The sequence below is a fragment of the Paenibacillus sp. JCM 9796 genome (genome assembly GCF_055379675.1).
In genome coordinates this window covers 4,804,962-4,830,891 of sequence record NZ_AP043723.1, presented here as the reverse complement: position 1 = coordinate 4,830,891, position 25,930 = coordinate 4,804,962, and the positions used below count along the sequence as shown (strand labels likewise).

Below are 25,930 nucleotides of genomic sequence, written 5' to 3'. Positions count from 1 at the left end.
GGCGGTTTCCTCTTTTTTATGAAATTTTTTTCAAAAGAAAAGCGCAAAATATACCATAATTATAATTCTATCATTATTTTCTATGCTTGAGTAGACCTATTTATAGAGACTAAGGCTGCGTTTTCGTACCGGATTTGACCGGTTCCTGCTTATTGCCGGCAGCCTCGAAAGGCGCAAATGAATCCGCAAGCAGCATCGTCAGCACGCCGCTCGTTTTATTGTTCTCACGGATGCTGGCAATGTACGATTCCATGTTGGGCATCTTGTCCGGCAAGTAACCGATCGTCGTAATGATCTCGAACTGCGAGCGCGTATACATCTTGATTTTATCCGGGTACGACGCGCTTGGCGCCGGCTTGATTTCGGAAACATCCGCAAAAAGCGCCTCGGGCAGCTTCGACATCGCCGCGCACAGCTGTATCTTCAAGGGGTCGTCCTTACTCCAGCCCGACAGGATCGGCTTGTCCAATCTGGCTCCATGCATCGTGACGGGAATGACGCTCCCGTCTGCGAGCAGCGCTTCCACTTGACCGCCTTCGCCGAACTGGTAGGCAACCTTCGGGTATTCATAAACGTAAATTTCAATTCGTCCGGGAAAGCGTTTCTTCACTTCGACCCTTTCGATCATCCGCAATGATTTGATTTGCGCCGCGATTCGCGCTGACGACACGGAGAAGAAGTGATCTCCCGGCACGACAGCCGCCGCGGTACGAATTTGTTCTTCGGCCACGAGCTGCTGGCCCTGAATGGACACCTCCGTAATCTTGCTCAGCGACGATTGGAAGAAGAGCACCAGCAGCAGCGTGACGAAAAACAAAAAAAGAAACAGAAGCAGCTTTTTGCTGCTGCGGCTGCGCGGTTTTTGTTTTTGTTGTTTGATTACGGGAAGTCGTTCCTCCATGAGGGCCTCCTCTTGCCATATGTAAACCGCGGATTACCCCTCTTTCAAGAAGAAAAAGGGATAACCCGGCGGTTGCGTTCATATGAATGAAAATAACATGGCTTATTCCATGACGACCGGCGCCGTCCGAAGAATGTTCGCGCCAAGGCTGCGAAGCATCAGTTCGATGCGGTCATAACCGCGGTCGATATGATGAATTTGTTCGATAACGGTCGTGCCTTGCGCGGTTAAACCCGCGATGACGAGCGCAGCGCCTGCGCGCAGGTCGGTCGCTTCCACCGTGGCGCCGTACAACCGCGGTACGCCCCGGATGAATGCCGAGTTCAGATCGACGCGAATGTCAGCGCCCATGCGGGACAATTCGTCGACGTGTTTGAAACGGCCTTCGAATACGGTTTCTTTGACGATGCTGACGCCGTCGGCGAGGCTCAAGAGCACCATGATCTGCGACTGTAAATCCGTTGGAAATGACGGGTAGGGCGACGTGACGATCCTCTCGACCGCTTTCAGTCGGCCGGACCCGCATACGTACATTATATCACCGTCGATTGTGATTTGAACACCTGCGCGTTTGAGGACATGAATGGCCGAAGTAAGATGAGCCGGGCAGACGCCATTCAGGGTAACGCTGCCCCGGGTAACCGCTGCGGCGATCATGATCGTACCTGCGACGATACGATCGGGAATAATCCGGTAAGTACATGGGACGAGTTCCGGAACGCCCTCGATCGTAATCGTATCCGTGCCGGCGCCGATGATTCTCGCCCCCATCGCATTAAGGAAGTTTTGCAAATCTTGGATTTCAGGCTCGCGAGCCGCATTGGTGAGCGTCGTTTTTCCCCGGGCCATCGCCGCTGCCATCATGATGTTCTCCGTAGCGCCAACGCTCGGATAGTCAAGCACGATGTCGGCGCCGACCAGTTCCTTCGCCGTGCATACGATACGGCTGCCGTTGTCTTCGATGACGACGCCCAGCGCTGCGAGACCTTTTAAATGCAAGTCGATTTTACGCTCGCCGATCGCGCAGCCCCCTGGCTGATAAAGCTCCACTTTGCCGAGCCGCGCCAGCAGCGGCCCCATCAAGAATATCGAGGAACGCATTTGGCTCATCAAGCTTTCCGGGATGTGATACTGGTGGACCGCATTCGTATTAACGATGACCGTATCTCCGGCCAGCTCCACTTTACACCCCAAGGAACGAAGAATGCCCAACATGACGCCGATGTCGGAAAGATCGGGGACGTTCTCGATCTTAACCGTTCCTTCCGCCATGATACTCGCTGCCAGGATCGGCAGTGCGGCGTTTTTCGCGCCGTGAATGCTGATGGCTCCCGATAGTGGTTTCCCGCCTTCGATAACCAACTTTTCCAAAGTCCCACCTCCGATTTACCGCTCACCCACCACCAATACTTCAGGTACGAGAGTTACTCCGAATCGGGTACGGACCGTTTCTTTGACTTGTTCGACCAAGGTGAGCACGTCGTAGGCTGTCGCCTGCCCTATGTTGACGATGAAATTGGCGTGCAAGGGCGAGACTTCGGCGCCTCCGACACGCAGGCCTTTCAGGCCCGCTTCTTCGATCAGCTGCGCCGCGTGACGGCCTTCCGGATTCCGGAAGACACTGCCCGCGCAGGCCAGCTGCAGCGGCTGCGTTCGCAACCGGCGGTCCTTGTAGGCAGCCATCGCCGCCGCAATTTCCTTCCGGTCGCCATAACGGAGCCGGAATTCCGCCTCCGTGACGATGCCCGGGTTCGTTTGCAGAATCGAATGTCGATAAGCATATGCCAAGTCCTCGTTTTGCAGCGTAACCAACTCACCCCTCGGGAGCAGCACTTCAGCCCGCTGTAGTATTCGTGACACGTCAGAGCCGTGCGCCCCGGCGTTCATGTAGACGGCGCCTCCCACGGTTCCCGGGATGCCTCCCGCGAACTCCAAGCCGGTCAATCCTTCTTTGCCGGCGATGACCGACAGCTTGATGAACGAATATGCGCCGCCGGCCACAATCGACTCCCCTTCAATCCGGACGGTTTCCAGCGCATCCCCCAATTTGATCACGACACCGCGTATGCCTTTGTCCGCGACGAGCATGTTGGAGCCCCGACCGAGCGCCGTCCATGGGACGCGGTGCTGATGGAGCAGCTTCACTGCCGCCACAAGCTGCGTCTTATTCTCCGGAATAAGCAGAACGTCAGCCGGCCCTCCGATCTTCCATGTCGTGTAGGGGGCAAGCGGTTCGTCAAGGCGAACCTCGCCGAACGATCCCTTCATCAATTCTGATATGACCTGTTGCATGGGAACAACCTCCTTCACAGAACGCCCTGGCACCCTATTCTCGAATATCGTTCGAAAAATAGAGAGCGGCCGGCCGCCGGGCTCCGACTGTCTTTTGTATCCGAGCCGCTTGCCGCTTGCCGCTTCGCCGGGTGTCTGTCACGGTTATAGTGTAGTTTATGTGGAATGCTGCAGAGTGTGACAATCGCCTATTGCTAAATTCGTCAACCGCCGGAACGCTTAAGCGCCTCGAGCAGTCGGACGATGGTTTCGGTTCCGTTGCCGTAAGGGTTATCCGCCATGCGCCGCTTCATCGCATCCCGTTCGTCATACAAGGCGGAAATTCCGCTCACGAGCGCGTCCGCCGATAAGTCTTCTTCGAACAAAACGTGCGCGTAGCCTTGGCTCTGGAACGAATTCGCGTTCAATATTTGGTCGCCCCGGCTTGCCGCCCGCGATAACGGAATAAGCAGCATCGGCTTGTTTAAGGCAAGAAATTCGAAAATGGACGTCGAGCCTGCCCGCGATACGACAAGATCGGCGGCGGCGAGCAGGTCCGGCAGTTCGTCCTTGACGTATTCGAATTGGCTGTAGCCGCGTTTGCCTGCCAGCGTCGGATCGACATGTCCTTTGCCGCAGATGTGAATGATCTGATAGCGCTGCAGCAGCGTATCGAGCGACGCGCGCACCGTCTGATTGATGCGCTGCGCCCCAAGGCTGCCGCCCATCACCAGCAGCACCGGCTTTTGCGAATGAAAGCCGCACAGCGAGAGGCCCCGAGCGGCTGCCCCTTGCAAAATTTGCTCGCGTATCGGCAAGCCCGTGCATTCCGCTTTATCGCTGCGCACGTATTGCAACGTCTCAGGGAAGGTAACGCAGATGCGGGAGGCAAAGGGCATTGAGATTTTATTGGCCAGGCCGGGGGTTAAATCGGATTCATGCGAAATGACCGGTACGCCGGCCAGCCGGCATGCCACGATGACCGGAACGGAAACGAAGCCGCCCTTGGAGAAGACGATGTGCGGCTTGAGCCGCCGAAGCAGTCCGTACGCTTGCCCGACGCCTAACGCGACGCGGAAAGGGTCTTTGAAGTTTTTCAAATCGAAATAGCGGCGAAGCTTGCCGGAGGCGATGGGATGGAACGGTACCCCTTCATGCTCGACGATTTCGCGTTCAATCCCGTTCCGGGAACCGATATAGTGGATCTCCCACCCCCGCTCGCGCAGTTTGGCCATGACCGCCAAATTGGGCGTCACATGGCCGGCGGTCCCTCCGCCGGTGAAGACGATTTTGTTCATATGCGAAACTCACCTCGAATATCGGGAAATATTAAGCAGTATGCCGATGGAGGTCAGCATCAATGTTAAGGAAGAACCGCCCGCGCTGATCAGCGGCAGCGTGATGCCCGTGACCGGGAACATGCCGATGACGACGCCGATATTGATGATGACTTGCACAGCGATCATGCCGACGATGCCGGTGGCGAGCAGGCTGCCGAACGTATCGGGAGCCGTAATGGCCGTGCGCATGCCGCGCCAGACCAGCACCATAAACAGAATGAGCACGCAGGAACCGCCGATAAAGCCGAGCTCCTCCGCGATGATAGAAAAGATGAAGTCCGTTTGCGGCTCGGGCAAATAGCTGTATTTTTGCCGGCTCATCCCAAGTCCGAGCCCAACGAGCCCGCCGGGTCCGATCGCATACAGCGATTGTATCGCCTGATAGCCCGCGCCGAGCGGGTCCTGCCACGGATCGAGAAAAGCCGTAATCCGCTTCAACCGGTAAGGGGCCGCTATCACGAGGCCGACGAATCCCGCCACCCCGATCAACCCTAAATACGACAAGTGCTGCAATCGCGCGCCCGCCGTATAAATAATAAGCAGTGTAGCGCCGACAAGCACCGCGCCGGTCCCAAGGTCCGGCTGGAGCATAATGATCCCGAAAGCCAGTCCGACTAAAGCGAGGGGCGGCAGCAGTCCTTTTGTAAACGCCGTGATCGGGTTCTTCTGCTCGGACAGCCATTTGGATAAATAGATGATCATGCCCATCTTCATAAATTCGGAAGGCTGGATGCCGAACGACCCGATGCCGAGCCAGCTGCGGGCGCCGCCGCGAACGACCCCGATGCCCGGAATCAAGACAGCGACAAGCAGCACGAAGCAGACGATCAGCGCCGGTTTGGCGTACCTCTTCCAAATCCAATAGTCGGTATTCATCATAAAAAACATGGCGATAACGCCGAGCGCCGCAAACAGCGCCTGACGTTTCAAGTAGTAGAACGCATCGCCGAATTCGCGAAACGCCAGCACCGCACTGGCGCTGTATACCATAATAACGCCGATGACAAGCAGAAGCAGCGTAGAGCCGAGCAAGTACATATCCGGAGCCGACCGTGCTTTGACCATTGCGACCACACCTCTAACCTTAAAAATTTAGGAGGCGGCTTGTCATCCTCCTGTTTAAAGGTTATGCACGGACTGCTTAAACATTCTTCCCCTTTCCTCATAGGAAGGAAACATGTCCCAGCTGGCGCACGCCGGCGATAACAGCACGACGTCGCCCGGCTTCGCGAGCGCGAACGCTTCCCGCACCGCATCCGTCACCGTATCCTGCAACCCGCTAGCAGCAGTATCGACGGTTTTCAGACGGCTCATGCCTGCGAGCTTGGCGACACGGACAATTTTTTCTTTCGTTTCGCCGATGGCGACGAGTCCTTTCACCTGCCGCTGGAACGCGGGAAGCAGCTCCATGTAGTCGGAGCCCCGGTCCAGCCCACCCGCCACGAGGACGATATCTTGACCGAACGACTCGATCGTCTTGATCGTCGCCGTCGGGTTCGTGGCTTTCGAATCATTATAAAACAAGACGCCGTCCTTAGTTCGCACGTATTCGAGGCGATGCTCAACGCCCCTGAATTCGCGCAGCACACGGGCAATCGTCTCGATAGCTACGCCTGAAGCGATGGCCATCGCGCTCGCTGCGAGCGCATTCTCCACGTTATGGCTGCCGGGAATGCCGAGTTCGCTGACCGGCAGGAGGGTATGCTCGGTCTCCTTTTCATCCCTGTACGTTAACAGGGCCGTCACTTGCCGCTCCTTCGCCTCCTTCAAGCTCGGCTTCACGAACAGCCCGTAAGGCAGCTCCTCCCGTACGGAAAACGGCAGTACGCGGGAACGCACCTTTGCCGCCGTTTGGCGGCAAACCGGATCGTCCCAGTTCAAGACGGCCGTATCGGCTTCCGTTTGATTGGCGAACAGCTTCATCTTCGAAACAACGTAGTCATTCATCGTTCCATGATAATCAAGATGCGTTTCATACACATTCAACAAGCAGGCTATCGATGGCCGGAAGCTGCTCGTGCCTTTCAGCTGAAAGCTGCTCAATTCCACGACCATCCGGTTATCCTCCGCCGCTTCGAGCGCAGCTTCGGTTAAGGCCCGCCCGATATTCCCGGCGACGATAGGCTTCAGCCCGCCCGCCTCCAGCATCAGACCGGTCCATGTCGTCGTCGTCGTCTTGCCGTTTGAGCCGGTAATGCCGATGATCGGAGCTTGGCATAGGTAGTACGCCACCTCCACTTCGGTGACCGTTTCAATGCCGAGCTCATCCGCACGGCGAATCGGCTCCACGCTATAGGGGATTCCTGGATTTTTCACGACGAGCGACACGCCCTCGTGGACAAGTCCGGCCGGATGACCGCCGCAAACAACAGAAATACCCAGAGCCTCCAGTTCGTCGGCCTCAGGGCATAGTTCTCGTTCTTTCCTATCGTTGACCGTCACGTTCGCGCCGGCTTCGTGAAACCATTTCGCGACCGCGACCCCGCTGCGCGCCAGACCCAAGACGACGACCTGGCGGCCGCGGTAATTTGCAGGATGCTCCATCCTTATAACACCTCGTTAATATATAGTCCAAGACCCGCCAAGATCAGACCCGCCGTCCAGAAAGATATGACGACGCGCCACTCCGACCAGCCCACCAATTCAAAGTGATGATGAATCGGGCTCATTTTAAACACACGCTTGCCCCTTGTCTTGAAGGATACGACCTGGATAACGACCGACAAAATTTCCGTCAGGAACACGCCGCCGATCAGCGCAAGCAATATTTCGGCTTTCGTCAGGATCGCCACTGCAACCAGCCCTCCGCCAATGCCGAGCGAGCCGGTATCCCCCATAAACACCTTCGCCGGATGCGCATTGAACACGAGAAACCCGAGCACCGCGCCGACCATGGCCGCCGAGAAGATGGCGACGTTCGGCTGCGTGTTGTTCAGGGCGATTATCGCATAAGCGCCGAACGCAATCGCGCTCGTGCCGGCAAGCAAGCCGTCCAGACCGTCGGTAAAGTTGACCGCATTGGATGTGCCGAGCATAAGAAAGACGATAAAGGGAAAATAAAGCCAGCCGAGATCGAACGATACGTCGAAGAACGGAATGCGTATATCAGTGCTGTGCCCGGATTGTACGAGCAGCAAGCACACGATCGCCGAAATGAGCAGCTGACCGATCAGTTTTTGTTTTGCGGTCAAGCCGAGCGAGCGTTTGAACAAAATTTTAATGTAATCGTCAAGAAAACCGATGAATCCGTAGCCTAACGACGCCAGCAGCAAAATGACGGTCTCCATATTTTTCTCGCCAAAGCGAAGGACCGCGAGCGCCAGCGCCAGCATGATGATAATGCCGCCCATCGTCGGCGTTCCGGCTTTCTTCAAATGTCCCTGCGGACCGTCCGTCCGAATTTGCTGGCCGAATTTCAGTCGGCGCAGCAGCGGTATGAATAATGGACCCATAATCACCGCCAGTAAAAAGGCAACCCCCAGCGTGATCATTACGATATTGAAATCCACAGCTTTATCCCCCCAATTGCATGACCCAGGCGGCCACTTGCTCCATTCGCATGCCGCGCGATCCCTTGATCAGCACGACGTCGTTTGCGCCAGCCGTTCGGCCGAGCTCGTGCGCCAATTGTTCTTTATCCTCAAAATGCCGGACGCGGTTGTCCGGGAATCGGGTTCTCGCCCCTTCCGCGATATGAACCGCGAGCGGACCGTACACGAATACAGCCTCCACCTTCGCAGGATCGAGCATCTCGCCAACCTCCCGGTGAAACGCCGCTTCGTTCTCGCCCAGCTCCAGCATGTCGCCCAGTACGGCGAATTTGCGCTCGAAGCCTTCCGCTTCATGCAGCAGCGCAATCGCAGCGCGCATCGCTGTCGGACTCGCGTTGTAGGCATCGTTGAAGATCGTAAGCCCGCTTGGCGCATGCATCACCTCGATCCGCATGCCGGTCACCGCCGCACCCGCCAATCCTCGCGCAATCGTCTCCGCATCCAAACCGAAATGTCTGCCTACGGCATAAGCGGCCAGCGAGTTGACCACATTGTGCGCGCCGAGCAGCGGAATGTAAAAATCCCGCGCCCCCGCCTCATGGATACGGTAATGCGTCCCTTTCGCATCCATTCTAATGTCCGATGGATACAGATCGTTCTCCGCTCCATGGCCGAACCGAACGCGCCCATACGAGGGAGCCTGCATCCGTCCCGGCTCGGACAGCTCCGGCAGCACTTCCTCGATCAAGGGCTCGTCGCCATTGTATACGAGTGTGCCCCCCGGCAGCAGGCCGGCCAATATTTCCGTCTTGGCGCGCGCAATTTCCTGACGCGTGCCGAGCTGCAGCAGATGCGCTTCGCCGATGTTCGTAATCACGGCAATTTCCGGCTCCGCGAGCCGCGAGAGAAACTCGATTTCGCCCCGGCCGCTCATCCCCATCTCGAGCACGGCGATCTCCGTGTCCTCCGATAATTGCAGCAGCGTAAGCGGCAGCCCGATGTGGTTATTATAATTCCCCCCGGTTTTGTGCACCCGAAACGAAGTCTGGAGCACGGCTGCCGTCATATCTTTCGTCGTCGTTTTGCCGTTGCTTCCGGTTATGCCGACAATTCTAACGTGAAGCTGCCGCTTGTAATTAACGGCCAGCCGCTGAAGCGCCGCCAGCGTATCGTCGACCAAGATCAACGGCACGCCTTCGGGCGCATCCGGACGATCCTGCTGCCAGAACGACCCGACTGCTCCTTGCCGGGAAGCGGCTTCGACGAATCGATGCCCGTCGAACGCTTCGCCGATTAACGGTATATACAGATTGCCTGGCGCCAGCGTCCGCGTATCCTTCGATACGCCCTGCGCCATCAAGCTTCCGGACGATTCGTCCGTCAACGTGCCCCCCGCCATCACGGCGATTTCAGCCAACGTTCGTTTCATCACGCTTCATCGTCCCCTTATCGCTTCCTGAGCCACCAACCGGTCGTCGAACGGATGTTTGACGCCGCAAATTTCCTGATATGTTTCATGCCCTTTGCCCGCGATCAAAACCACGTCTTTGGCCCCGGCACGCCCAATCGCCTTGCGGATCGCTTCTTTGCGGTCTGCGATCAGTTCGTACCGGGACGTATCCCAGCCCGCTTCGCGAAGACCCGGCTCGATGTCGAGCAGAATCCGCTCGGGATCTTCCGTCCGCGGGTTATCGGACGTCACGTAAATATAGTCGCTGTAAGACGCCGCAATCGCCCCCATCACCGGCCTCTTCTTCCGGTCCCGGTCACCGCCGCAGCCGAACACGCAATACACGTTTCCTTCGGCAAACTGGCGAATCGTCGCTAACGCGTTCTTCAAACCGTCCGGCGTATGGGCGTAATCGACCAGCACCAAGTAAGGCTGCCCGACGTCCACAATCTCCATCCGCCCCTCTACCGAAGCGATCCGCGAGATGCTGTCCGCAATACGCTGCAGCGGAATCCCTTCGGCCAATGTTGCGGCGATGGCGCCCAGGGCGTTATAGATGTTGAATCTCCCGACCAGACGCATCCGCACCTCGGCTTCGCCCTGAAACGTCAGCAATCGAAAACGCGTCCCGCCCGCCGTCATTTCGATATCAACCGCTCTCACATCCGCAGTCTCATCGTCAATCGCGTATGTAATGGTCTGTGCGGCGGTCGCTTTACGGTAATACGCCGATGCGGCATCGTCCGCATTCAGCACAGCGAACTGCCGGCGGGCCGGGTCTTCCGTATACTCGTTCCCCAGTCTGGAGAAGAGAAGCCCTTTCGCATCCCGGTACTGCTCCATCGTCAGGTGATAATCCAAATGATCTTGCGTTAAATTGGTAAAAATACCTGTGCGGAACCGGCATCCCTTCACCCGGCCCATATCCAGCCCGTGGGAAGAAACTTCCATTAACGCGTAATCCGTACCGGCCTCGACCATGTCCCGCAAGATGCGCTGCAATTCCAGCGCTTCCTGCGTATTCGTCGCTTTATTCTCGCGGTATTCCGATCCGATCTTGACATGAATATTGCCCATCAAACCGGTCTGAAACCCTTGATCGCTCAAAATGCTTTCCAATATATACGTCGTGGTCGTCTTGCCGTTCGTGCCCGTCACTCCGATCAGCTTCAGTTCCCGGCTCGGATACCCGTAAAAGTGATTCGCAAGCACGGCCGCCGCCATTCTGGCATCGCGCACGAGCAGCGTCGGAACGCCCGCCCGCAGATCGCGTTCCGCAACCAGCGCAGAGGCCCCCCGCTCAACGGCGACGGCGGCGTAATCATGACCGTCCACAGTCAAACCCGGTACGCAGATGAACAAGTCGCCCGGTTTGACCTTGCGGGAATCGGTCGCCATGCCGGTCACTTCCGTGGCGCCGTCGCCGATCAGGCGGCTCGTGACGAGCTGGGAGGCCAGTTCTTGTAGCTGCATCGAGCGTCCCCTCCATTGGTCAATAAATCGTTAAAAAAAAAGCACGGATGATCGATCTCCATTTTCACACATGGTCTCGATAAACCTTTCTTCGTTGAATAAAAATCCGCACGGATGATCGATCTTCATTTTCACACATGGTATCTATTATGGACAAAAAAACGCCCGATGAAAAGCCCAATTTTCAATTTTCATAATGAAATTGCGGGACTGGGGCCGCTTAAGACGCCGGCGGCGCCGGCTCCTGCGGCACGCCCGTGTCGGATAAGTAGATGCGAATCGTGGAGCCTTGCTCCACACGCGTGCCCGGCTTCGGCACCTGGTTGATCACCGTCTTGCCGGTACCGGATTTGGCCAGCTGAAAATTCATATTTAAATCTTCGTAAATATCGGTGACCGTCATGCCGACGAGATTCGGCACTTCCACGATGCGCTTGTCGCCATAGACGTATTTGCGGTCGAGCTGGTCTTTCCGCGGAGGCACCTTCATATAACGCAAGGTATCTTCCATCATGCTCTTCACGAGCGGCGCTGCGATCAATCCGCCGAACTGGATGCCTTGCGGGTCGTCTACGGCCGCATAAATGACGACCTTCGGATCGTCCGCAGGCGCGAAGCCGATGAATGAAACGATGTGCTCGTCGGCGGAATAACGTCCGTTAATAACTTTTTGCGCCGTTCCCGTCTTCCCTCCGACACGATAGCCGTCGATGAACGCGTTTCGTCCGGTTCCGTTCGCCACGACGCTCTCCAGCGTCTCGCGCACCTGCTTGGACGTCGCCTCGGAGATGACCTGCCGCACCATGGTCGGCTCGACCTTCTGCACCATCTCGCCGGACTCCGGCTTATACCAGGCCCTCGCCACATGCGGTTGGTACAGCTTACCGCCGTTGATCGCCGCCGAGATGGCCGTAATTTGCTGAATCGGCGTCACCGAAACTCCTTGGCCGAACGAGGTGGTCGCCAGCTCGACCGGACCGACGCGGGACGGCTTGAACAGAATGCCGTTCTCCTCGCCGCCGAGGTCGATGCCGGTTTTTTTGCCAAAGCCGAAGTCGTGGATGTACTTGAACAGCAAGTCGGTGCCCAGACGCTGGCCCATGACGACGAAGCCCGGGTTGCAAGAGTTTTCAACTACCTGCTGGAACGTTTCGCTTCCGTGTCCTTGCCGCTTCCAGCAGCGAAGACGCGCCCCCGCCACCTCGATCGAGCCGGGATCGTGAAAGCCTTCGGTCAGCTTCACTTTGTTTTCCTGGAGGGCCGCAGCAAGCGTAATGATCTTGAAGGTTGATCCGGGCTCGTAGGTCATCCAAATCGGCAGGTTGCGGTTATAGCTTTCCACCGGGTATTGCTTGTAGTTGCTTGGTTCATAACCCGGCCGGGACCCCATCGCAAGAACCTCGCCGTTGTTCGGATCCATGGCGATCGCAACGATGTGTTTCGGTTGATATTTCAGCATCGCTTGATCAAGCTCCCGCTCCATGATCGCTTGAATGTTGCTGTCGATCGTCAGCTGCAGATTGAGTCCGTCCATCGGCTCTTTGTACGTGTCGGTCGATCCCGGCATCAGCTTGCCGTTGGCTTGCGCCAAATACGAAATGCCGCCATTGAGACCCGTGAGCAATTTATCATACTTCAATTCTATGCCCGTCAAGCCTTGATTATCAATTCCGGTAAAACCGAGCACATGTGCGGCCAATCCGCCGAACGGATAATACCGTTTGTTGTCTTCGGTGACAACAATGCCCGGCAGCTGCATATTGCGGATTTCCTGCGCTTTTTCCTGCGAAATTTTGCGGCCGCCGGGCTTGATATAAGCTTGAGATTTGCGTACTGTAATTTGTTTGTAAACTTCCGCTTCGCTGAGGTCGAGCGCCGCCGCCAGCTTGGCCGCCGTCATCTGCGGATCTTTGATCTGGACAGGAATGGCCATGACCGTCGGCGTGCTTATATTGTAGGCCAGCTGTACGCCATTCCGGTCAAGCAGCTCTCCCCGTTTAGCCGTAACCTCGATGTTTCTTCGCCAAGATTCCTCGGCTTCTTTCGACAGCCTCGGCCCCATCCATATTTGCACGTACGCGAGCCGCACCACCAGCGCGAAGAACAAAATCGTTCCTATTATCAGTGCGGCGAATAATCGTCGGCGAACCGTTACATTCGATGCCCGCATGCCCGCTCCTTCCCCCTCCTGAATCAAGAATGGTTTCATATCATCCCTATTCAGGACAACCCGGGGTTAGAACAAGCTATCGTTTGGCGGCGTTCTTATCGGTTTTGCTTCCGGTTGCGGACGATGGGGATTCAGCCGGGTTATCCGGCGTCTCCAACAGTTCGCTGTATGGCTTCAGGGACAGCGTCAGCACCCGCTCGCTCTCGGTTCCTTCGAGCGTTTGGGCAGCCACATACCCTTCTCCTACGGATTGACAGCGCACTTTCAGGAGCGAGCATACTTCCATCGCGTCGCGAAGCGATTTGCCGGTTAAATTCGGGATCGATACGTGCTCAGGCTGTTCCAGCACTACATAGATTCGTTGCGAATTCCCGATTTCAGTATCAGGAGCAGGCAATTGGGCCAAAACGGTCGAGCCTTTTCCATACGATTCCACACTGACGCCCGATTTGTTCATTAAAGATTTCGCTTGGTCAAGCGTCATGCCGGTCAAGTCCGGCGCTTTCGTCTTCTCGCTGACCGGCGCCGGCTGCGTCTGCACCGTCGTCGGAGCAAGCCCCATATAACGCAGCGATTGCGAAACAATCTCGCGAAACGCAGGCGCGGCAACCTCTCCACCGCGATGGTAGTCCCCGCCGAGATCCGGCTCGTCGGCGATAATCGTAACAAGAATGCGCGGATTTTCAATCGGGGCGTAGCCGATAAAGGAAATGACCCATTTCCCTTCGGCATATCCCTTTTCACCCGGAAGCACTTTGTTGGCCGTACCTGTCTTACCGGCGATCCGGTAGCCGTCGATATAGGCTCTTTTTCCCGTTCCAATATCCTGGTCGGAGACTACCTGCTCCAAATATTCGCTGACTTGCTTCGCCGTCTTCTCCGATACGACTTCGCGGATCACCTTCGGTTCGAACTTCTGGATGACCTCGCCGGTATCAGGCTTCGTAATCTCTTTAATCAGATGAGGCCACATCAGCTTGCCCCCGTTCGCAACGGCGGCATAGGCGGCCGTTTGTTGAATGGCTGTAGCGGTCAAGCCTTGTCCATAGGTCGCCGTTGCAAAATCGGGAGCGTAACGCATATTGACGATACCCGGCACCTCGCCGGAAATGTCGATGCCCGTCCTTGCGCCGAAGCCGAATTTGGTAATATATTGGCGCAGTTTGTCCTGCCCGAGCTTCTCGATGCCAAGCTTAACGAAGGCGACGTTACTCGAACGCTTCAAACCTTCTAAGTACGAAATTTTCCCCCATCCTGAAATGTTATGGTCATGAAGACGCCGGTCGGCCACTTTGATCGAACCGGATTGATACGTCTCATTCGGATTGAACAGCCCTTCTTCTACGGTAGCCGCTAATGTGACCAGCTTGAAGGTAGAACCGGGCTCATATTGGGAGGCCACGGCATGATTAAGAAAATCTCGCGTTTCTTTCGTTTCCCAATATTTGTTCGGGTTGAACGTCGGGACGTTCGCCAATCCTAAAATTTCCATCGTTTGCGGATCGACCGCAATCGCCGTTATGCTTTTCGGCTTGAATTTCTCGTTTACCTTCTGCAAGGCGCTTTCGATATAAAACTGAATATTTTTATCGAGGGTCAACTTCACATCATCCCCGTTGACAGCCGGCTGATACCGGCTTTGCGAGTCCGGCAGCTCGACGCCCTTCCGGTCTTTCTCATAAATCAACCAACCGGGAGAACCTCTCAAATATTTATCCAGCGTTAATTCCAGCCCCATAATCGGCTTATCTTCCTTGTTTATATATCCGATCAGGTGCGAAGCCATCGTCTCGGCGGGATAAAACCGCTTCTGCTCGGGAAGCAGCAGGATTCCCGTACTTTCGTTTTTCTTGGGCAGCTTCGACTGTAAATCGGAAATCATCTTCTTAATTTTATCAGCCGTTTCGGCGTCGATTTTCCAGCCATCGTTCCCCAGCTCCACCTGGGCGTAATACTTGCCGTCCTCTTTCTTCTTGTTGATGCGCGTACGGATCTTGTCCTCCATCGCCATCACAGCGCCCGCATCGTCAGCCGGACTTAAGATTGCCGCCAATCCTTTGACGACATCCAATTCAAGTCCTTTGTTCATAATCGTTTCCGGCTCCAACGCGATCGTGTAGGAAGGCGCATCTTCCGCCAAAGCCTTGCCGTTCCGGTCGGTTATCGTGCCGCGGATAGGTGGAATTTCTTTGTCCATCGCCCATTTTTCCTTCGCTTTGGAGAGCAGCTCTTCGCCTTGAACAACCTGCACCCAATACAATCGGGTCACCAGAACAGCAAAAAGGAGGGTGAATCCCCCTCCAATGAGTAACGACCGCAGTTTCACCATTTTCGTCATGGTCTTATCCCCCTATTCCCGCTTACGGATCAGGGCTGATCCTTCGTTTTCTTGACGCCGGACGCCGTCTTGGTTTCGGTCGATTTAGACGCGGCTTGTCCATTCGAATCGGCCGCGGCTTTGTTCTTGTTCGTCTTCACTTGATCGGGCTCAGGCGTTACGAAGCCGAGCTCCTTCGCTTTTTCGAGCATCCGGTGCGGCTCGGACAAAGCATCCACCTTTTGCTTCAAAATGCTGTTCTCCGCTTCCAGCTTGGCGATTTGCTGCTCGATGCTCCTGATGTTGGCATTCATTTCGTAAATTTGCGCGTAACGCCAAATAATCAACCCTGCAACGACGACGCAAATCGCAACCGTAAACAAATACAACAGCTTTTCCTGCAGCGGCAGCGTCTTATTCCGTTGTACGACGCGCTTCGTCTCTTTCGCTTTCACCTGTTGCTCCGTTCGCTGCTCCACCGCTAGGTTTCCATGAATATAAGCCGGCAAAATAATTCTCCCCCTTAATCCTTCACTTTTTCCGCGATTCTAAGTTTTGACGAACGGGCTCTCGGATTTGCTTCGAGCTCCTCTTCACCCGGTTCTATCGGCTTACGGTTAACCAGTTTCAATTGACCTGTCGGGTTGCATGCGCACATCGGAAGATCGGGCGGACATATGCATTTTGCCACGTACCCGGCGAACGTCTGCTTGCAGATGCGATCCTCGAGCGAATGGAACGTAATGACGGCCACCCGCCCTCCCGGAGCAAGGCAGCGCACCGCTTGCTTCAGCGCATCTTCGAAGGCGCCAAGCTCGTCGTTGACGGCAATCCGCAGCGCTTGGAAGCTGCGCTTGGCGGGATGCGGCCCGGTTCTGCGCGCGGCAGCCGGAATCCCTTCTTTAATCAGCTCGACCAGCTGTCCCGTCGTCTCGATAGGAGCTGCGCTGCGGGCGGAGACGATGTTTGCGGCGATGCGCCGGGCGAATTTCTCCTCCCCGTATTCGAACAGAATATCGGCGATTTCTTTCTCGGACCAACCGTTAACAATATCTTTCGCCGTAAGCGGCGCTGTACGGTCCATCCGCATATCCAGCTCCGCATCGTGATTGTAGCTGAATCCCCGGTCGGCTTCATCGAGCTGCGGCGAGGAGACGCCGAGATCGAACAAGATGCCGTCGACCTGTGGATGCCCGTCCTTCACGGCCTCTGGAATTCGGGAGAGCTCCTGTTCCAAATAACGAAAGTTGCTGCGTACGAGCCGTACCTTGTCCTGAACGCCGGAAAGACGCTCTTTGGCGTTCGCTAAGGCCATGTCGTCTTGATCAAATGCGATCAGCAGCCCGCCCGGACCGAGTCTCGACGCAATTTCCAAACTGTGCCCGGCTCCGCCAAGCGTACAATCGACATATATACCGTCAGGCTTTATATGTAATCCTTCCACGGCTTCTTGCTTAAGCACCGTAATATGATGAAACACGGCTCCATCCTCCTACATCGAACTAACACCGGATTAAAAGTCAAAATTGAAGTCGACAAGCTTCTCGGCGATTTCGGCAAACGATTCTTCCGATTGCCTGGAATAGTCTTCCCAGATTGCCTTACTCCAAATCTCGACCCGGTTGGATACGCCGATCACGACGCAATCTTTCTCCAGCTTGGCATGGTCGATCAACGTATTCGGCAGGTTTACCCTGCCTTGCTTGTCCAGCTCGCATTCGGTGGCGCCGGAGAAAAAAAACCGCGTAAACGCACGCGCATCCGATTTCATCAGAGGCAGCGCCTTAAGCTTTTGCTCCAGAACAGACCATTCTTGCATGGGATACACGAACAAACATTGATCGAGACCGCGAGTGACGATGAACGATGCTCCGAGGGCTTCACGAAATTTGGCAGGCACAATCATACGGCCTTTGTCGTCGACTGTGTGCTGATACTCCCCCATGAACACCACTCGCCACCCCCTTTCCCTCCACTTTACCCCACTTCCCACCACTTGTATAGTAATGTTTCGCCATATTAACAAAAAATCCTGCTTCATCGTCGCGATGAAACAGGATTTTTTCGATTTATTCGGTTTTGTTTTCTTCCGCCAGCCGCTGTCGCACGCTTGCCAGCTTCGCTTTCCTTCGGCGGCGCACCCACCAGAGCGGAATGGCGACGATGACAAGCAGCACAAGAATCGGAAGCGCGCCGGCCAGTACGACAACGATCCCCTGCAGGACGACGTTCAGCACAGTCAGCGAGCCCTGCAGCGCGGCGGATGCCCGTTTGGCGAGCGGCCCTCGTTCTTGTGCGCCGATCGCCTCCGCCGAACCGATTTTTTGCGCGATGCGCAGATCGATGGTGGAGTACGATACGTTTTGCTCCAGATAACGCATACGCCCTTTAATACGTTCGATTTCTTCCTGCACCTTGCCCAGCTCGCTCGAGAAGGCTACCAGCTCATCCGCTTTCGTCGCCTTCTCCATGAAGGAAATCAACCGGCTTTCCACAAGCTGCTTCGCCTTCAATCGGGACGAGAGGTCCACATATTCCTCCGTCACATCCTGGCCTTCCATCGATTTGCGCATGGACGGATTGATTTTCTCCAGTTCGACGAGCAGCGATTGGAAGCCGTTCGCCGGGACCTTGATGACGAAGGTGCCGGACTTCTCCGATGCCGATGTGCTTTCGTTAAACTGCAGCACATAGCCGCCCGAACGCTTAACCGCCTCCTGCACGCGCGTCTCGGTGTCCGCGTAGTTCTCGACCTGCATCGATAGGTTGGCGCGATAAATAATCTTACGGCTGTATGCATCGTCGCCTTCCGCGGCCGTTTGCCCGGTAAAGCTCCCGCCCTGCGGCGGCGCGTTCTGCGAAGACGCGGCGGCGGCGTTCTGCGCTTCGCCGCCCGCCTGATCGGCAGCGCCCGCACTGACGCTTTCGTGCTGAGCCGAGTTTGCCGTCGGTGCTCCCGATTTGGCGGCCTCGCTCGCGGATTTATCGGAGCTTGCGGAGCTGCAGCCCGCGAGCGCCGACGCGATAAGCGCCGACGCGAGCAGCAGCCTCGCGCCCCGGCGGTTGATCGCGACTCGGAACCCGTTGCCCGACCGACTTCTCTCTTCTTTCATTCGATAATCCCCCTCGCTCTCTGCAATCGATCCGTCAGGCCGCCCTCCGTAATCCTAACAGGAAGCGCAGCCTTATCTATCCAGACGATTAGGGAAGAATTGATGTTGCACAGACCGCCAGCCCGAATTAAAAAAACGCCGATTCCGATCCAAAGCGCCCCTTCCCATACGGCCGAAACATACCGGAAACATCCGAGAAGCCAGGAAACCTTGCCCTTATCGTCCAAAAAGCGCCTCGACCGTTTCGTCGAGGCGCTCCTTATACAATCGTATTAATGCTCGGCCCAGCTGTCCAAGTACGACTTCTGCTCGTTCGTCAGCGTGTCGATACCGAAGCCGAGCGCCGCCAGCTTGAAGCGAGCCACCTGTTCGTCCAGCTCGTAAGGCACGTTCACCACTTTGCTGCCGATTTGCTTATAGTTGTCGTTCACATATTTCAGGGACATCGCTTGCAGTGCGAACGTCATATCCATAATTTCCGCAGGATGACCGTCGCCTGCCGCCAGATTGACGAGCCGTCCTTCCGCGAGCAGATAAAACTTGCGGCCGTCCTTCAAGGTATATTCTTCGATATTGCGGCGCACGGTACGCTTCGATACGGACAATGCCTCGAGCTCCGGTTTGTTCACTTCGACGTCGAAGTGGCCGGCGTTGGACAACACCGCACCGTCCTTCATCACTTCGTAATGCTCGCCGCGAATGACGTCGCGGTTGCCTGTGACCGTGACGAAGTAGTCGCCGACTTTCGCCGCTTCCACCATCGGCATAACGGCAAATCCGTCCATGTACGCTTCAACCGCCTTGATCGCATCGATTTCCGTCACGATCACGTTGGCGCCGAGTCCTTTGGCCCGCATCGCCACACCTTTGCCGCACCAGCCATATCCGACAACGACAACTGTTTTCCCGGCGACAACGAGGTTCGTCGTCCGGTTGATACCGTCCCAAACCGACTGGCCCGTACCGTACCGGTTATCGAACAAATATTTGCAGAACGCGTCGTTGACGGCAACCATCGGGAACTGCAGCTGTCCGTCTTTCTCAAGCGACTTCAAGCGCAAAATGCCCGTGGTCGTTTCTTCCGCGCCGCCGCGCACCTTTTTCAGCAAATCCTTGCGCTCGGAATGAAGAATCGTCACCAAGTCCCCGCCATCGTCGATAATCAAGTCCGGCTCGGTCTCAAGCGTTTTGAGCATTAGTTCCTTGTACTCCTGCGGGTCCGGGTTGTACTTGGCGAACACGGTAATCCCGTCTTCGACGAGCGCCGCGCACACGTCGTCCTGCGTGGAGAGCGGGTTACTGCCGCAGATCGCCACCTCCGCGCCGCCGGCTTGGACAACCTTGGCCAAATAGGCCGTTTTTGCTTCAAGATGAAGCGAAATCGCCACTTTAAGCCCTTTGAACGGCTGTTCTTTTTCGAATTGCTCGCGAATTTTATTCAGCACCGGCATGTGGGCATTCACCCAATCGATTTTCAAATGCCCTTCGTGCGCGAGCGAGATGTCGCGGATAATACTGGAATCTACCGTACTTTTAGCCACGTAAACTTCCTCCTCATAATAGATAATGAAATGAATTACATATAACAGATGCGGTGCTTGCCGTCAATTTCATGCGGGGTTTGCACCAATTCGTCCAGCCAGGCGCTGCCGTACTTGTTCAAATACGCGGAGATATTGAATACCCGCTCCTGCAGCTTGCCGGACGGCAGGACGGATTGACCGATCCGCGCGAACTGACGCAAACCCGATTCGTTCTGCGAACGGAGGCCGTCTTCCGCCTTTTGCCCGAAGAAGTCGATTTGCTCCAAAATTTTGCCTAAATTCGTTTCACCCAGCTTTTGCAGGCCCGGATTGATCTCGGCGACCGACGACACGATCGGCTCGTACAGCTCCCGAAACTTGTTCTTGACGTCGGCAAAACGATCCTTCAGCTGCCAGCGGTCTTGCGCTTCCAGCCAAGCCTGACGCCGTTCCTCCAGACGGAACCTGACGTCGTCCAAGGTCAGCCCGAGCTTCTGCATATTCTTCTGAGCGGTCCCTTCCACAATCGTGAAGCCAAGACGCGGCCACAAAATCGGCATACGCATGCCAAGCGTATGGAACGCTTGCTGCGTCAACCCCCAGTAGGCGATCTCCGCGGGGCCGAGCACCGTGCCGAGCACCGGCAGCAAGTAATCCTGCATGAGCGGCCTCGTCATCACGTTGTTGCTGAGCCGCTCCGGCGCGGTCTGCGCCCAGTCGAGCAGCTGCTCCTTCGAAAACCGGCGCTCGCCTTTACGATCCGTATAGCACTGACCTGACGCATCTGCAAACAGCAGCGTCCGCTCGCCCCGCTCGTCGAACACGAACAAGTTCAGACTGTTCTCGCTCCCGTCCGCCTGAGGCTCGTATCCAAGCTCCTGCAAGCGTGCCCGATTGCGCAGCAGCGCCTCGCCGATCGCAGACGAACGTTCGATCAACGTATGGAACATCGGTCCCTCCAGCCGGCGCAGCGCAGGATCGTCCGAATCCAGCAGCACAAGCCCGTACTTGCCGAACAAGCCCGCCAGCAGCTTCGCGAACCCATCCACCAATGTGTCCGAAGACTCCGCCGCGAAGCGGAATTCCGCCAGCACGCCTTCCTTAAACTCGGTAGGCATCAACGATGCATCGAGCTGCGCCAGAGCCGATTCCCATTGTTCGCGGCTAAGTAAGGTTTGGCTGACCGACGTACGCCGATCGTCCGGACGCTCCACCTTCATTTTCTCAACCCGCAAATCGGCCGACAAGAAATAGGTGTGATTCACTTCGTCGAAATCGTGATCTTCCCCGGCAATCCAAAATACCGGCACAACCGGCCGGTTCAACGCTTCAGCCGATTGCCTCGCCGCCTGTATAATGGTGATCGCCTTATAAACGACCATCAGCGGCCCCGTAAACAAACTCGCCTGCTGCCCTCCTACCACGCACAACGTGCGTGCATCGCGCAGCGATTCGATCCCTTGCAACGCCTCGGGAGCGTTGCCGGCCTTGCGATTGAAAGCCCGCAAAGCTTCGGCAAGCCCTTCGCGATCTGCACCGAACGGCCGTTCACGGTCTAACCAGTCCGCGCGCGCGCTCCACGCCCCCTTCGACCAAGGGTCGTAATCGTAAAGTCCGCTTGCCTTCTCGGAGCGATTTATGTAATCGTCGGTCAAAGGCTGGCCGGTTCGCCATTCCACTGTTTCCAAACGCAAAGCTCCCGCCGCCCTTTCCTCTGTATGGAGTCGAACTCGTATTGACAACTCATTCCTACTGATGTTAACAAAAAAAGCCCCCAAAGAGCAAGGGGCTTCTCGTAAGCTGTTAATAAAGATGGCAAGCGGTAAAGTGTCCCGGCTTCACTTCTTTGAATTCCGGCATCACCGCTGCGCATTCCGGCATCGCCATCGGACAGCGGGTCCGGAACGGACAGCCGCTGGGCGGGTTGAGCGGGCTCGGAATCTCACCCTGCAGAATGATGCGCTCGCGCGTACGCTCAACTTCGGGATCCGGAATCGGGATCGCCGACAGCAGCGATTGCGTGTACGGGTGCAGCGGGTTCGCGTACAGCTCCTCCGCCGTCGTCACCTCGACCAGTTTGCCCAAGTACATCACGCCGATGCGATCGGAGATGTGCTTGACCATCGCCAAGTCGTGCGCGATGAACAAGTAGGTCAGACCGCGTTCCTTCTGCAGCTTCTTAAACAGGTTGACGACTTGCGCTTGTACAGACACGTCCAGCGCCGATATCGGCTCGTCCGCAATGATGAACTGCGGCTCGATCGCGAGCGCCCGGGCAATGCCGATCCGCTGGCGCTGACCGCCCGAAAACTCGTGCGGGAACCGGTTTGCGTGTTCTTCGTTCAAGCCGACGGCTTGCAGCAGCTCGGATACGCGAGCCTTGCGCTGCTTGCCCATGTACAGCCCGTGAATGTCGATTCCCTCAGCGATAATGTTGCCGACGGTCATCCGCGGATTCAACGAAGCGTACGGATCTTGGAACACCATCTGCATGTGACGGCGAAACTCCTGCTGCTTGCGGCCGCGAAGGCCGTGAACGTTCTCTCCGTTAAAGAGCACCTCGCCGCCGGTCGCTTCATAGAGCCGGATGATCGTGCGGCCGGCCGTCGACTTGCCGCAACCGGATTCGCCGACGAGTCCGAACGTCTCGCCGCGCTCGATGGCGAAATTCAAGCCGTCGACGGCTTTCAACGTTTTGCCGCTGCCCAGGTGAAAATGCTTCTTCAAATCGCGAACTTCCAATAAAGGCTGCGGCTTACTCATCGCGAGACACCTCCCGTTTCTAGCGGACGTTCGACCTTCGGCGCGTCCGGATGCAGCAGCCAACAGGCGGCCGCATGCGTTTCGGAGAGCGGGGTCTGCTCCGGATCGTTCTCCAGACATACTTTCATCGCATAAGGGCAGCGCGCTGCGAAAGCACAGCCCTTGGGCGGTGCGAACAGATCCGGCGGCGTGCCCGGAATCGGAATCAGATCGCTATCCTTGTCCTGATCCAGGCGCGGTACCGAACGGAGCAGCCCCCATGTGTATGGATGTCTCGATTGATAGAAAATTTCATCGACGGTACCTTGCTCCACCACTTTGCCCGCATACATGACGACGACGCGCTGCGCCATCTCCGCGACGACGCCAAGGTCGTGCGTAATGACGATGATGGACGCTTCCGTTTGCTCCGACAGCTTCTTCATCAAGTCGATGATCTGCGCCTGAATCGTCACGTCAAGCGCCGTCGTCGGTTCATCCGCGATCAGCAGCTTCGGATTGCACGCCAGCGCGATCGCAATCATCACGCGCTGCCGCATGCCGCCGGAGAGTTCGTGCGGATATTGGTGAATCCGGCCTTCCGGATTGGAAATGCCGACCAGCTTCAGGATTTCAACCGCTCGCGCGTTAGCGGCGTCACGGCTCAAGCCTTGATGCTTGATCAGGCCTTCTGTTATTTGCTTGCCGATTGTCATCGTCGGATTCAGCGACGTCATCGGATCCTGGAAAATCATCCCCATCTCCGAACCGCGGATGCTCTCCATCTGCGAATTTGAACAGCTGGTAATTTCCGTCTTGCCGTCAAACAAGATCGAACCGCCTTTAATCCAGCTCGGCGGCGAAGGAATCAGCCGCATGATCGTTTGTGCCGTCACGGATTTCCCGCACCCGGATTCGCCTACGATCGCCAATACTTCGCCTTTATCTAAATGAAAGGATACGCCCCGCACAGCTTGTACTTCGCCGGCGTAGGTGCGGAACGAAACCCGCAAATCCTTAACTTCCAATATCGGTTTACTCATGAATTGTCACCTCCGAATAACTGACTGCTTATTTGCGCATCTTCGGATCAAGGGCATCCCGCAGGCCATCGCCAAGCAGGTTGAAGCTCATCAGGATCAAACTGAACAGCAGCGTCGGGAAAATAACCCGATGCGGATACAAGCGAATCGAATTCGCGCCGTCGGACAACAGCGAACCTAACGATGCCAGCGGAACCCGGATGCCAAGTCCGATAAAACTGAGGAACGCTTCAACGAAAATCGCCGAAGGGACGATGAACGTAATTTGTACAATAATCAAACCGAGCGCGTTCGGCACCAAATGCTTCATAATAATGCGCGCGCCCCCGGCGCCGAGGGTACGAGCCGCAAGCACGTATTCCTGTTCCTTCAATTGTAAAACTTGACCGCGCACAAGCCTCGCCATAGGCACCCAGCCGGTGATGGCATAGGCAATGATAATCGTCTTGAAGCCCGGTCCGATCACGATAATCAACAAAATGGAAATCAACAGAAATGGGATCGAATAAATAATTTCGATGAACCGCTGCATAATATCATCGACGCGGCCCCCGTAGTAAGCGGAGATTCCGCCGTAAATGACCCCGAACACGAGGTCGAGCAGCGCGGCCGTAATTCCGATCGCAAGCGAGATCCTCGTACCCCACCATACCCGAACCCACAAATCCCGTCCGAAGTCGTCCGTGCCGAACCAGTGGACGGCCGACGGCCCCATGTTTTTAATATCATAGTTTTGCGTCGCATAGTCGAATTTGGACAAAATCGGACCGAAGATCGACAGAAGCGTCAGAAGGATGAGCGTGATCAAGCCGAACATGGCGAGCTTGTTTTTTTTCAACCGCCGCCAAGCGTCCTGCCAATTCGTCATCGACGGACGAACGATCGTTTCCCGGTTCACTTCTTCCTTGCCGACCGGCTGGAACAGATCTTTGGATATTTCCATCATTTGCTTCCTCCCTTCGCCAAGCGTATCCGCGGATCGACAAGCCCATAGAGCACATCGGTAATAAACAGCACCACGACGAGAATAAACGCATAGAAAATCGTCAAACCCGTAATCATCGTGTAGTCATTGGAATAAATCGACTGGACGAAATGCTTGCCGAGACCCGGCACTACAAAAATTTGCTCCACGACCAGCGTACCTGTAATCAGGTTAACGAATACGGGACCGAGCACCGTAATGACCGGCAAAATCGCATTCCGGACCGTATGCTTCACCACAATCGAAGGCGAGGATAATCCTTTGGCCCGCGCCGTCTTAATGTAGTCTTGATTCAGCACGTCGAGCATCGACGTTCGCATAAGCCGCGCCAGGATGGCAATGGTACCGAACGATAACGCGATGGCGGGCAGTACCCTGGACGAAGGCCCTGTCCACATGCCCGGCGGCAGCCAGCCGAGCTTCACGCCGACGAAATAGGAGAGCAGAGGTCCGAGCACGAAGGAAGGAATCGAAATCCCGACGATAGCCGTAAACATCGCCGCCACGTCCAGCCCCTTGTTATGATTTAACGATGCAACAATACCGAGAATAAGACCGACGACAATAGCGATCAGCAGCGCCCACAATCCAAGCTCGAGCGAGGCCGGGAATGCTTGTTGAATAATATCCGTCACTTTACGCGTAGGAAACTGGAACGAAACACCCAGATCGCCGTGAATGACGTTGTTCATATATTTGAGGTACTGATTCCAGATCGGCTGGTCGAGACCGTATTGGGCATACAGGATCTGACGCTGCTCAACGGTCATTTTCTGCGAGTCTTCGCCAAACGGGTCCCCCGGCAAATTTTTCATCAACACGAATGTGAATGTCACAATGAGCCATAAGGTTACCACCATATACACCAGACGTCGTAGCAAGTAACGAAGCATGGCACACCTCCTAAACTAGTAAAAAAACAATTGCGCACAGCGCGGCCGAATCAGCCGAACTGCTTCGCAAGCATAGTAGACAACACCAGGGACTATGTTTGCGAAGCAGTTCCGCGCAACCGCCGTCCTTACCTGTCGCCAGCGGTCCAAAAGAAAAATCGAGGCCGTTCTTCATAAGCAGAACGGCCCCCTCTTGCATCGAATCAGCCTCGATTAAT

At 56.0% G+C, this 25,930-nt stretch carries 21 protein-coding genes; all 21 read right to left on the bottom strand.

Annotated elements, in window-relative coordinates; translation table 11 throughout:
- Window positions 1-109: 109 nt before the first annotated feature.
- Complete coding sequence (locus ACZ439_RS23175; RefSeq protein ID WP_127608539.1) at window positions 110-901, bottom strand: cell division protein FtsQ/DivIB; 792 nt, start codon at window positions 899-901, stop codon at window positions 110-112.
- A 102-nt stretch (window positions 902-1,003) separates the two neighbouring features.
- Window positions 1,004-2,272 carry a UDP-N-acetylglucosamine 1-carboxyvinyltransferase gene (gene murA, locus ACZ439_RS23170; protein ID WP_127608538.1) on the bottom strand — a complete coding sequence of 423 codons (1,269 nt, stop codon included), beginning with the start codon at window positions 2,270-2,272 and terminating at the stop codon, window positions 1,004-1,006.
- A 15-nt stretch (window positions 2,273-2,287) separates the two neighbouring features.
- Window positions 2,288-3,193, bottom strand: a complete 906-nt coding sequence (gene murB / locus ACZ439_RS23165) for a UDP-N-acetylmuramate dehydrogenase (RefSeq protein WP_127608537.1) — start codon at window positions 3,191-3,193, stop codon at window positions 2,288-2,290.
- Window positions 3,194-3,396: 203 nt separating this feature from the next.
- Window positions 3,397-4,470: an undecaprenyldiphospho-muramoylpentapeptide beta-N-acetylglucosaminyltransferase gene (locus tag ACZ439_RS23160; RefSeq protein WP_054798714.1), complete on the bottom strand. Its 1,074-nt coding sequence runs from the start codon at window positions 4,468-4,470 to the stop codon at window positions 3,397-3,399.
- A 9-nt stretch (window positions 4,471-4,479) separates the two neighbouring features.
- Window positions 4,480-5,577 carry a stage V sporulation protein E gene (gene spoVE, locus ACZ439_RS23155; RefSeq protein WP_464620265.1) on the bottom strand — a complete coding sequence of 366 codons (1,098 nt, stop codon included), beginning with the start codon at window positions 5,575-5,577 and terminating at the stop codon, window positions 4,480-4,482.
- 54 nt (window positions 5,578-5,631) lie between these two features.
- A complete protein-coding gene (gene murD / locus ACZ439_RS23150; protein ID WP_464620264.1) occupies window positions 5,632-7,056 on the bottom strand; it encodes a UDP-N-acetylmuramoyl-L-alanine--D-glutamate ligase in 1,425 nt (474 codons plus the stop codon).
- 2 nt (window positions 7,057-7,058) lie between these two features.
- Window positions 7,059-8,021, bottom strand: a complete 963-nt coding sequence (gene mraY, locus ACZ439_RS23145) for a phospho-N-acetylmuramoyl-pentapeptide-transferase (protein ID WP_054795529.1) — start codon at window positions 8,019-8,021, stop codon at window positions 7,059-7,061.
- A 4-nt stretch (window positions 8,022-8,025) separates the two neighbouring features.
- Window positions 8,026-9,435 (bottom strand): UDP-N-acetylmuramoyl-tripeptide--D-alanyl-D-alanine ligase, encoded by a 1,410-nt coding sequence (locus ACZ439_RS23140; protein ID WP_054795528.1) that lies wholly within the window; start codon window positions 9,433-9,435, stop codon window positions 8,026-8,028.
- A 3-nt stretch (window positions 9,436-9,438) separates the two neighbouring features.
- Window positions 9,439-10,926, bottom strand: coding sequence for a UDP-N-acetylmuramoyl-L-alanyl-D-glutamate--2,6-diaminopimelate ligase (locus ACZ439_RS23135; protein ID WP_127608533.1), 1,488 nt, complete (start codon window positions 10,924-10,926; stop codon window positions 9,439-9,441).
- A gap of 220 nt (window positions 10,927-11,146) precedes the next feature.
- Window positions 11,147-13,096 (bottom strand): stage V sporulation protein D, encoded by a 1,950-nt coding sequence (locus ACZ439_RS23130; protein WP_127608532.1) that lies wholly within the window; start codon window positions 13,094-13,096, stop codon window positions 11,147-11,149.
- Between the two features lie 76 nt (window positions 13,097-13,172).
- Window positions 13,173-15,434: a penicillin-binding transpeptidase domain-containing protein gene (locus tag ACZ439_RS23125; RefSeq protein WP_464620263.1), complete on the bottom strand. Its 2,262-nt coding sequence runs from the start codon at window positions 15,432-15,434 to the stop codon at window positions 13,173-13,175.
- A gap of 29 nt (window positions 15,435-15,463) precedes the next feature.
- The gene (ftsL, locus tag ACZ439_RS23120; RefSeq protein ID WP_127608530.1) at window positions 15,464-15,922 is read right to left on the bottom strand and encodes a cell division protein FtsL; all 459 of its coding nucleotides are present in this window, start codon (window positions 15,920-15,922) and stop codon (window positions 15,464-15,466) included.
- Between the two features lie 14 nt (window positions 15,923-15,936).
- Window positions 15,937-16,893 carry a 16S rRNA (cytosine(1402)-N(4))-methyltransferase RsmH gene (gene rsmH / locus ACZ439_RS23115; protein ID WP_054797368.1) on the bottom strand — a complete coding sequence of 319 codons (957 nt, stop codon included), beginning with the start codon at window positions 16,891-16,893 and terminating at the stop codon, window positions 15,937-15,939.
- Between the two features lie 33 nt (window positions 16,894-16,926).
- The gene (gene mraZ / locus ACZ439_RS23110) at window positions 16,927-17,364 is read right to left on the bottom strand and encodes a division/cell wall cluster transcriptional repressor MraZ (RefSeq protein ID WP_127608541.1); all 438 of its coding nucleotides are present in this window, start codon (window positions 17,362-17,364) and stop codon (window positions 16,927-16,929) included.
- A gap of 118 nt (window positions 17,365-17,482) precedes the next feature.
- The gene (locus ACZ439_RS23105) at window positions 17,483-18,526 is read right to left on the bottom strand and encodes a DUF4349 domain-containing protein (RefSeq protein WP_141333762.1); all 1,044 of its coding nucleotides are present in this window, start codon (window positions 18,524-18,526) and stop codon (window positions 17,483-17,485) included.
- A gap of 272 nt (window positions 18,527-18,798) precedes the next feature.
- Entirely contained in the window at window positions 18,799-20,067 is a 1,269-nt protein-coding gene (locus ACZ439_RS23100) for an adenosylhomocysteinase (RefSeq protein WP_127608527.1), read from the bottom strand.
- A 35-nt stretch (window positions 20,068-20,102) separates the two neighbouring features.
- A complete protein-coding gene (gene bshC / locus ACZ439_RS23095; RefSeq protein ID WP_464621163.1) occupies window positions 20,103-21,728 on the bottom strand; it encodes a bacillithiol biosynthesis cysteine-adding enzyme BshC in 1,626 nt (541 codons plus the stop codon).
- A 124-nt stretch (window positions 21,729-21,852) separates the two neighbouring features.
- Window positions 21,853-22,812 (bottom strand): ABC transporter ATP-binding protein, encoded by a 960-nt coding sequence (locus tag ACZ439_RS23090; RefSeq protein ID WP_054797366.1) that lies wholly within the window; start codon window positions 22,810-22,812, stop codon window positions 21,853-21,855.
- On the bottom strand, window positions 22,809-23,834 hold the full coding sequence (locus tag ACZ439_RS23085) for an ABC transporter ATP-binding protein (RefSeq protein WP_054797365.1): 1,026 nt from the start codon (window positions 23,832-23,834) through the stop codon (window positions 22,809-22,811). Before ACZ439_RS23085 ends, ACZ439_RS23090 begins: the two co-directional genes overlap by 4 nt.
- 28 nt (window positions 23,835-23,862) lie before the next feature.
- A complete protein-coding gene (locus ACZ439_RS23080; RefSeq protein ID WP_127608524.1) occupies window positions 23,863-24,777 on the bottom strand; it encodes an ABC transporter permease in 915 nt (304 codons plus the stop codon).
- The gene (locus tag ACZ439_RS23075) at window positions 24,777-25,712 is read right to left on the bottom strand and encodes an ABC transporter permease (protein WP_141333764.1); all 936 of its coding nucleotides are present in this window, start codon (window positions 25,710-25,712) and stop codon (window positions 24,777-24,779) included. Before ACZ439_RS23075 ends, ACZ439_RS23080 begins: the two co-directional genes overlap by 1 nt.
- Window positions 25,713-25,930 lie beyond the last annotated feature (218 nt).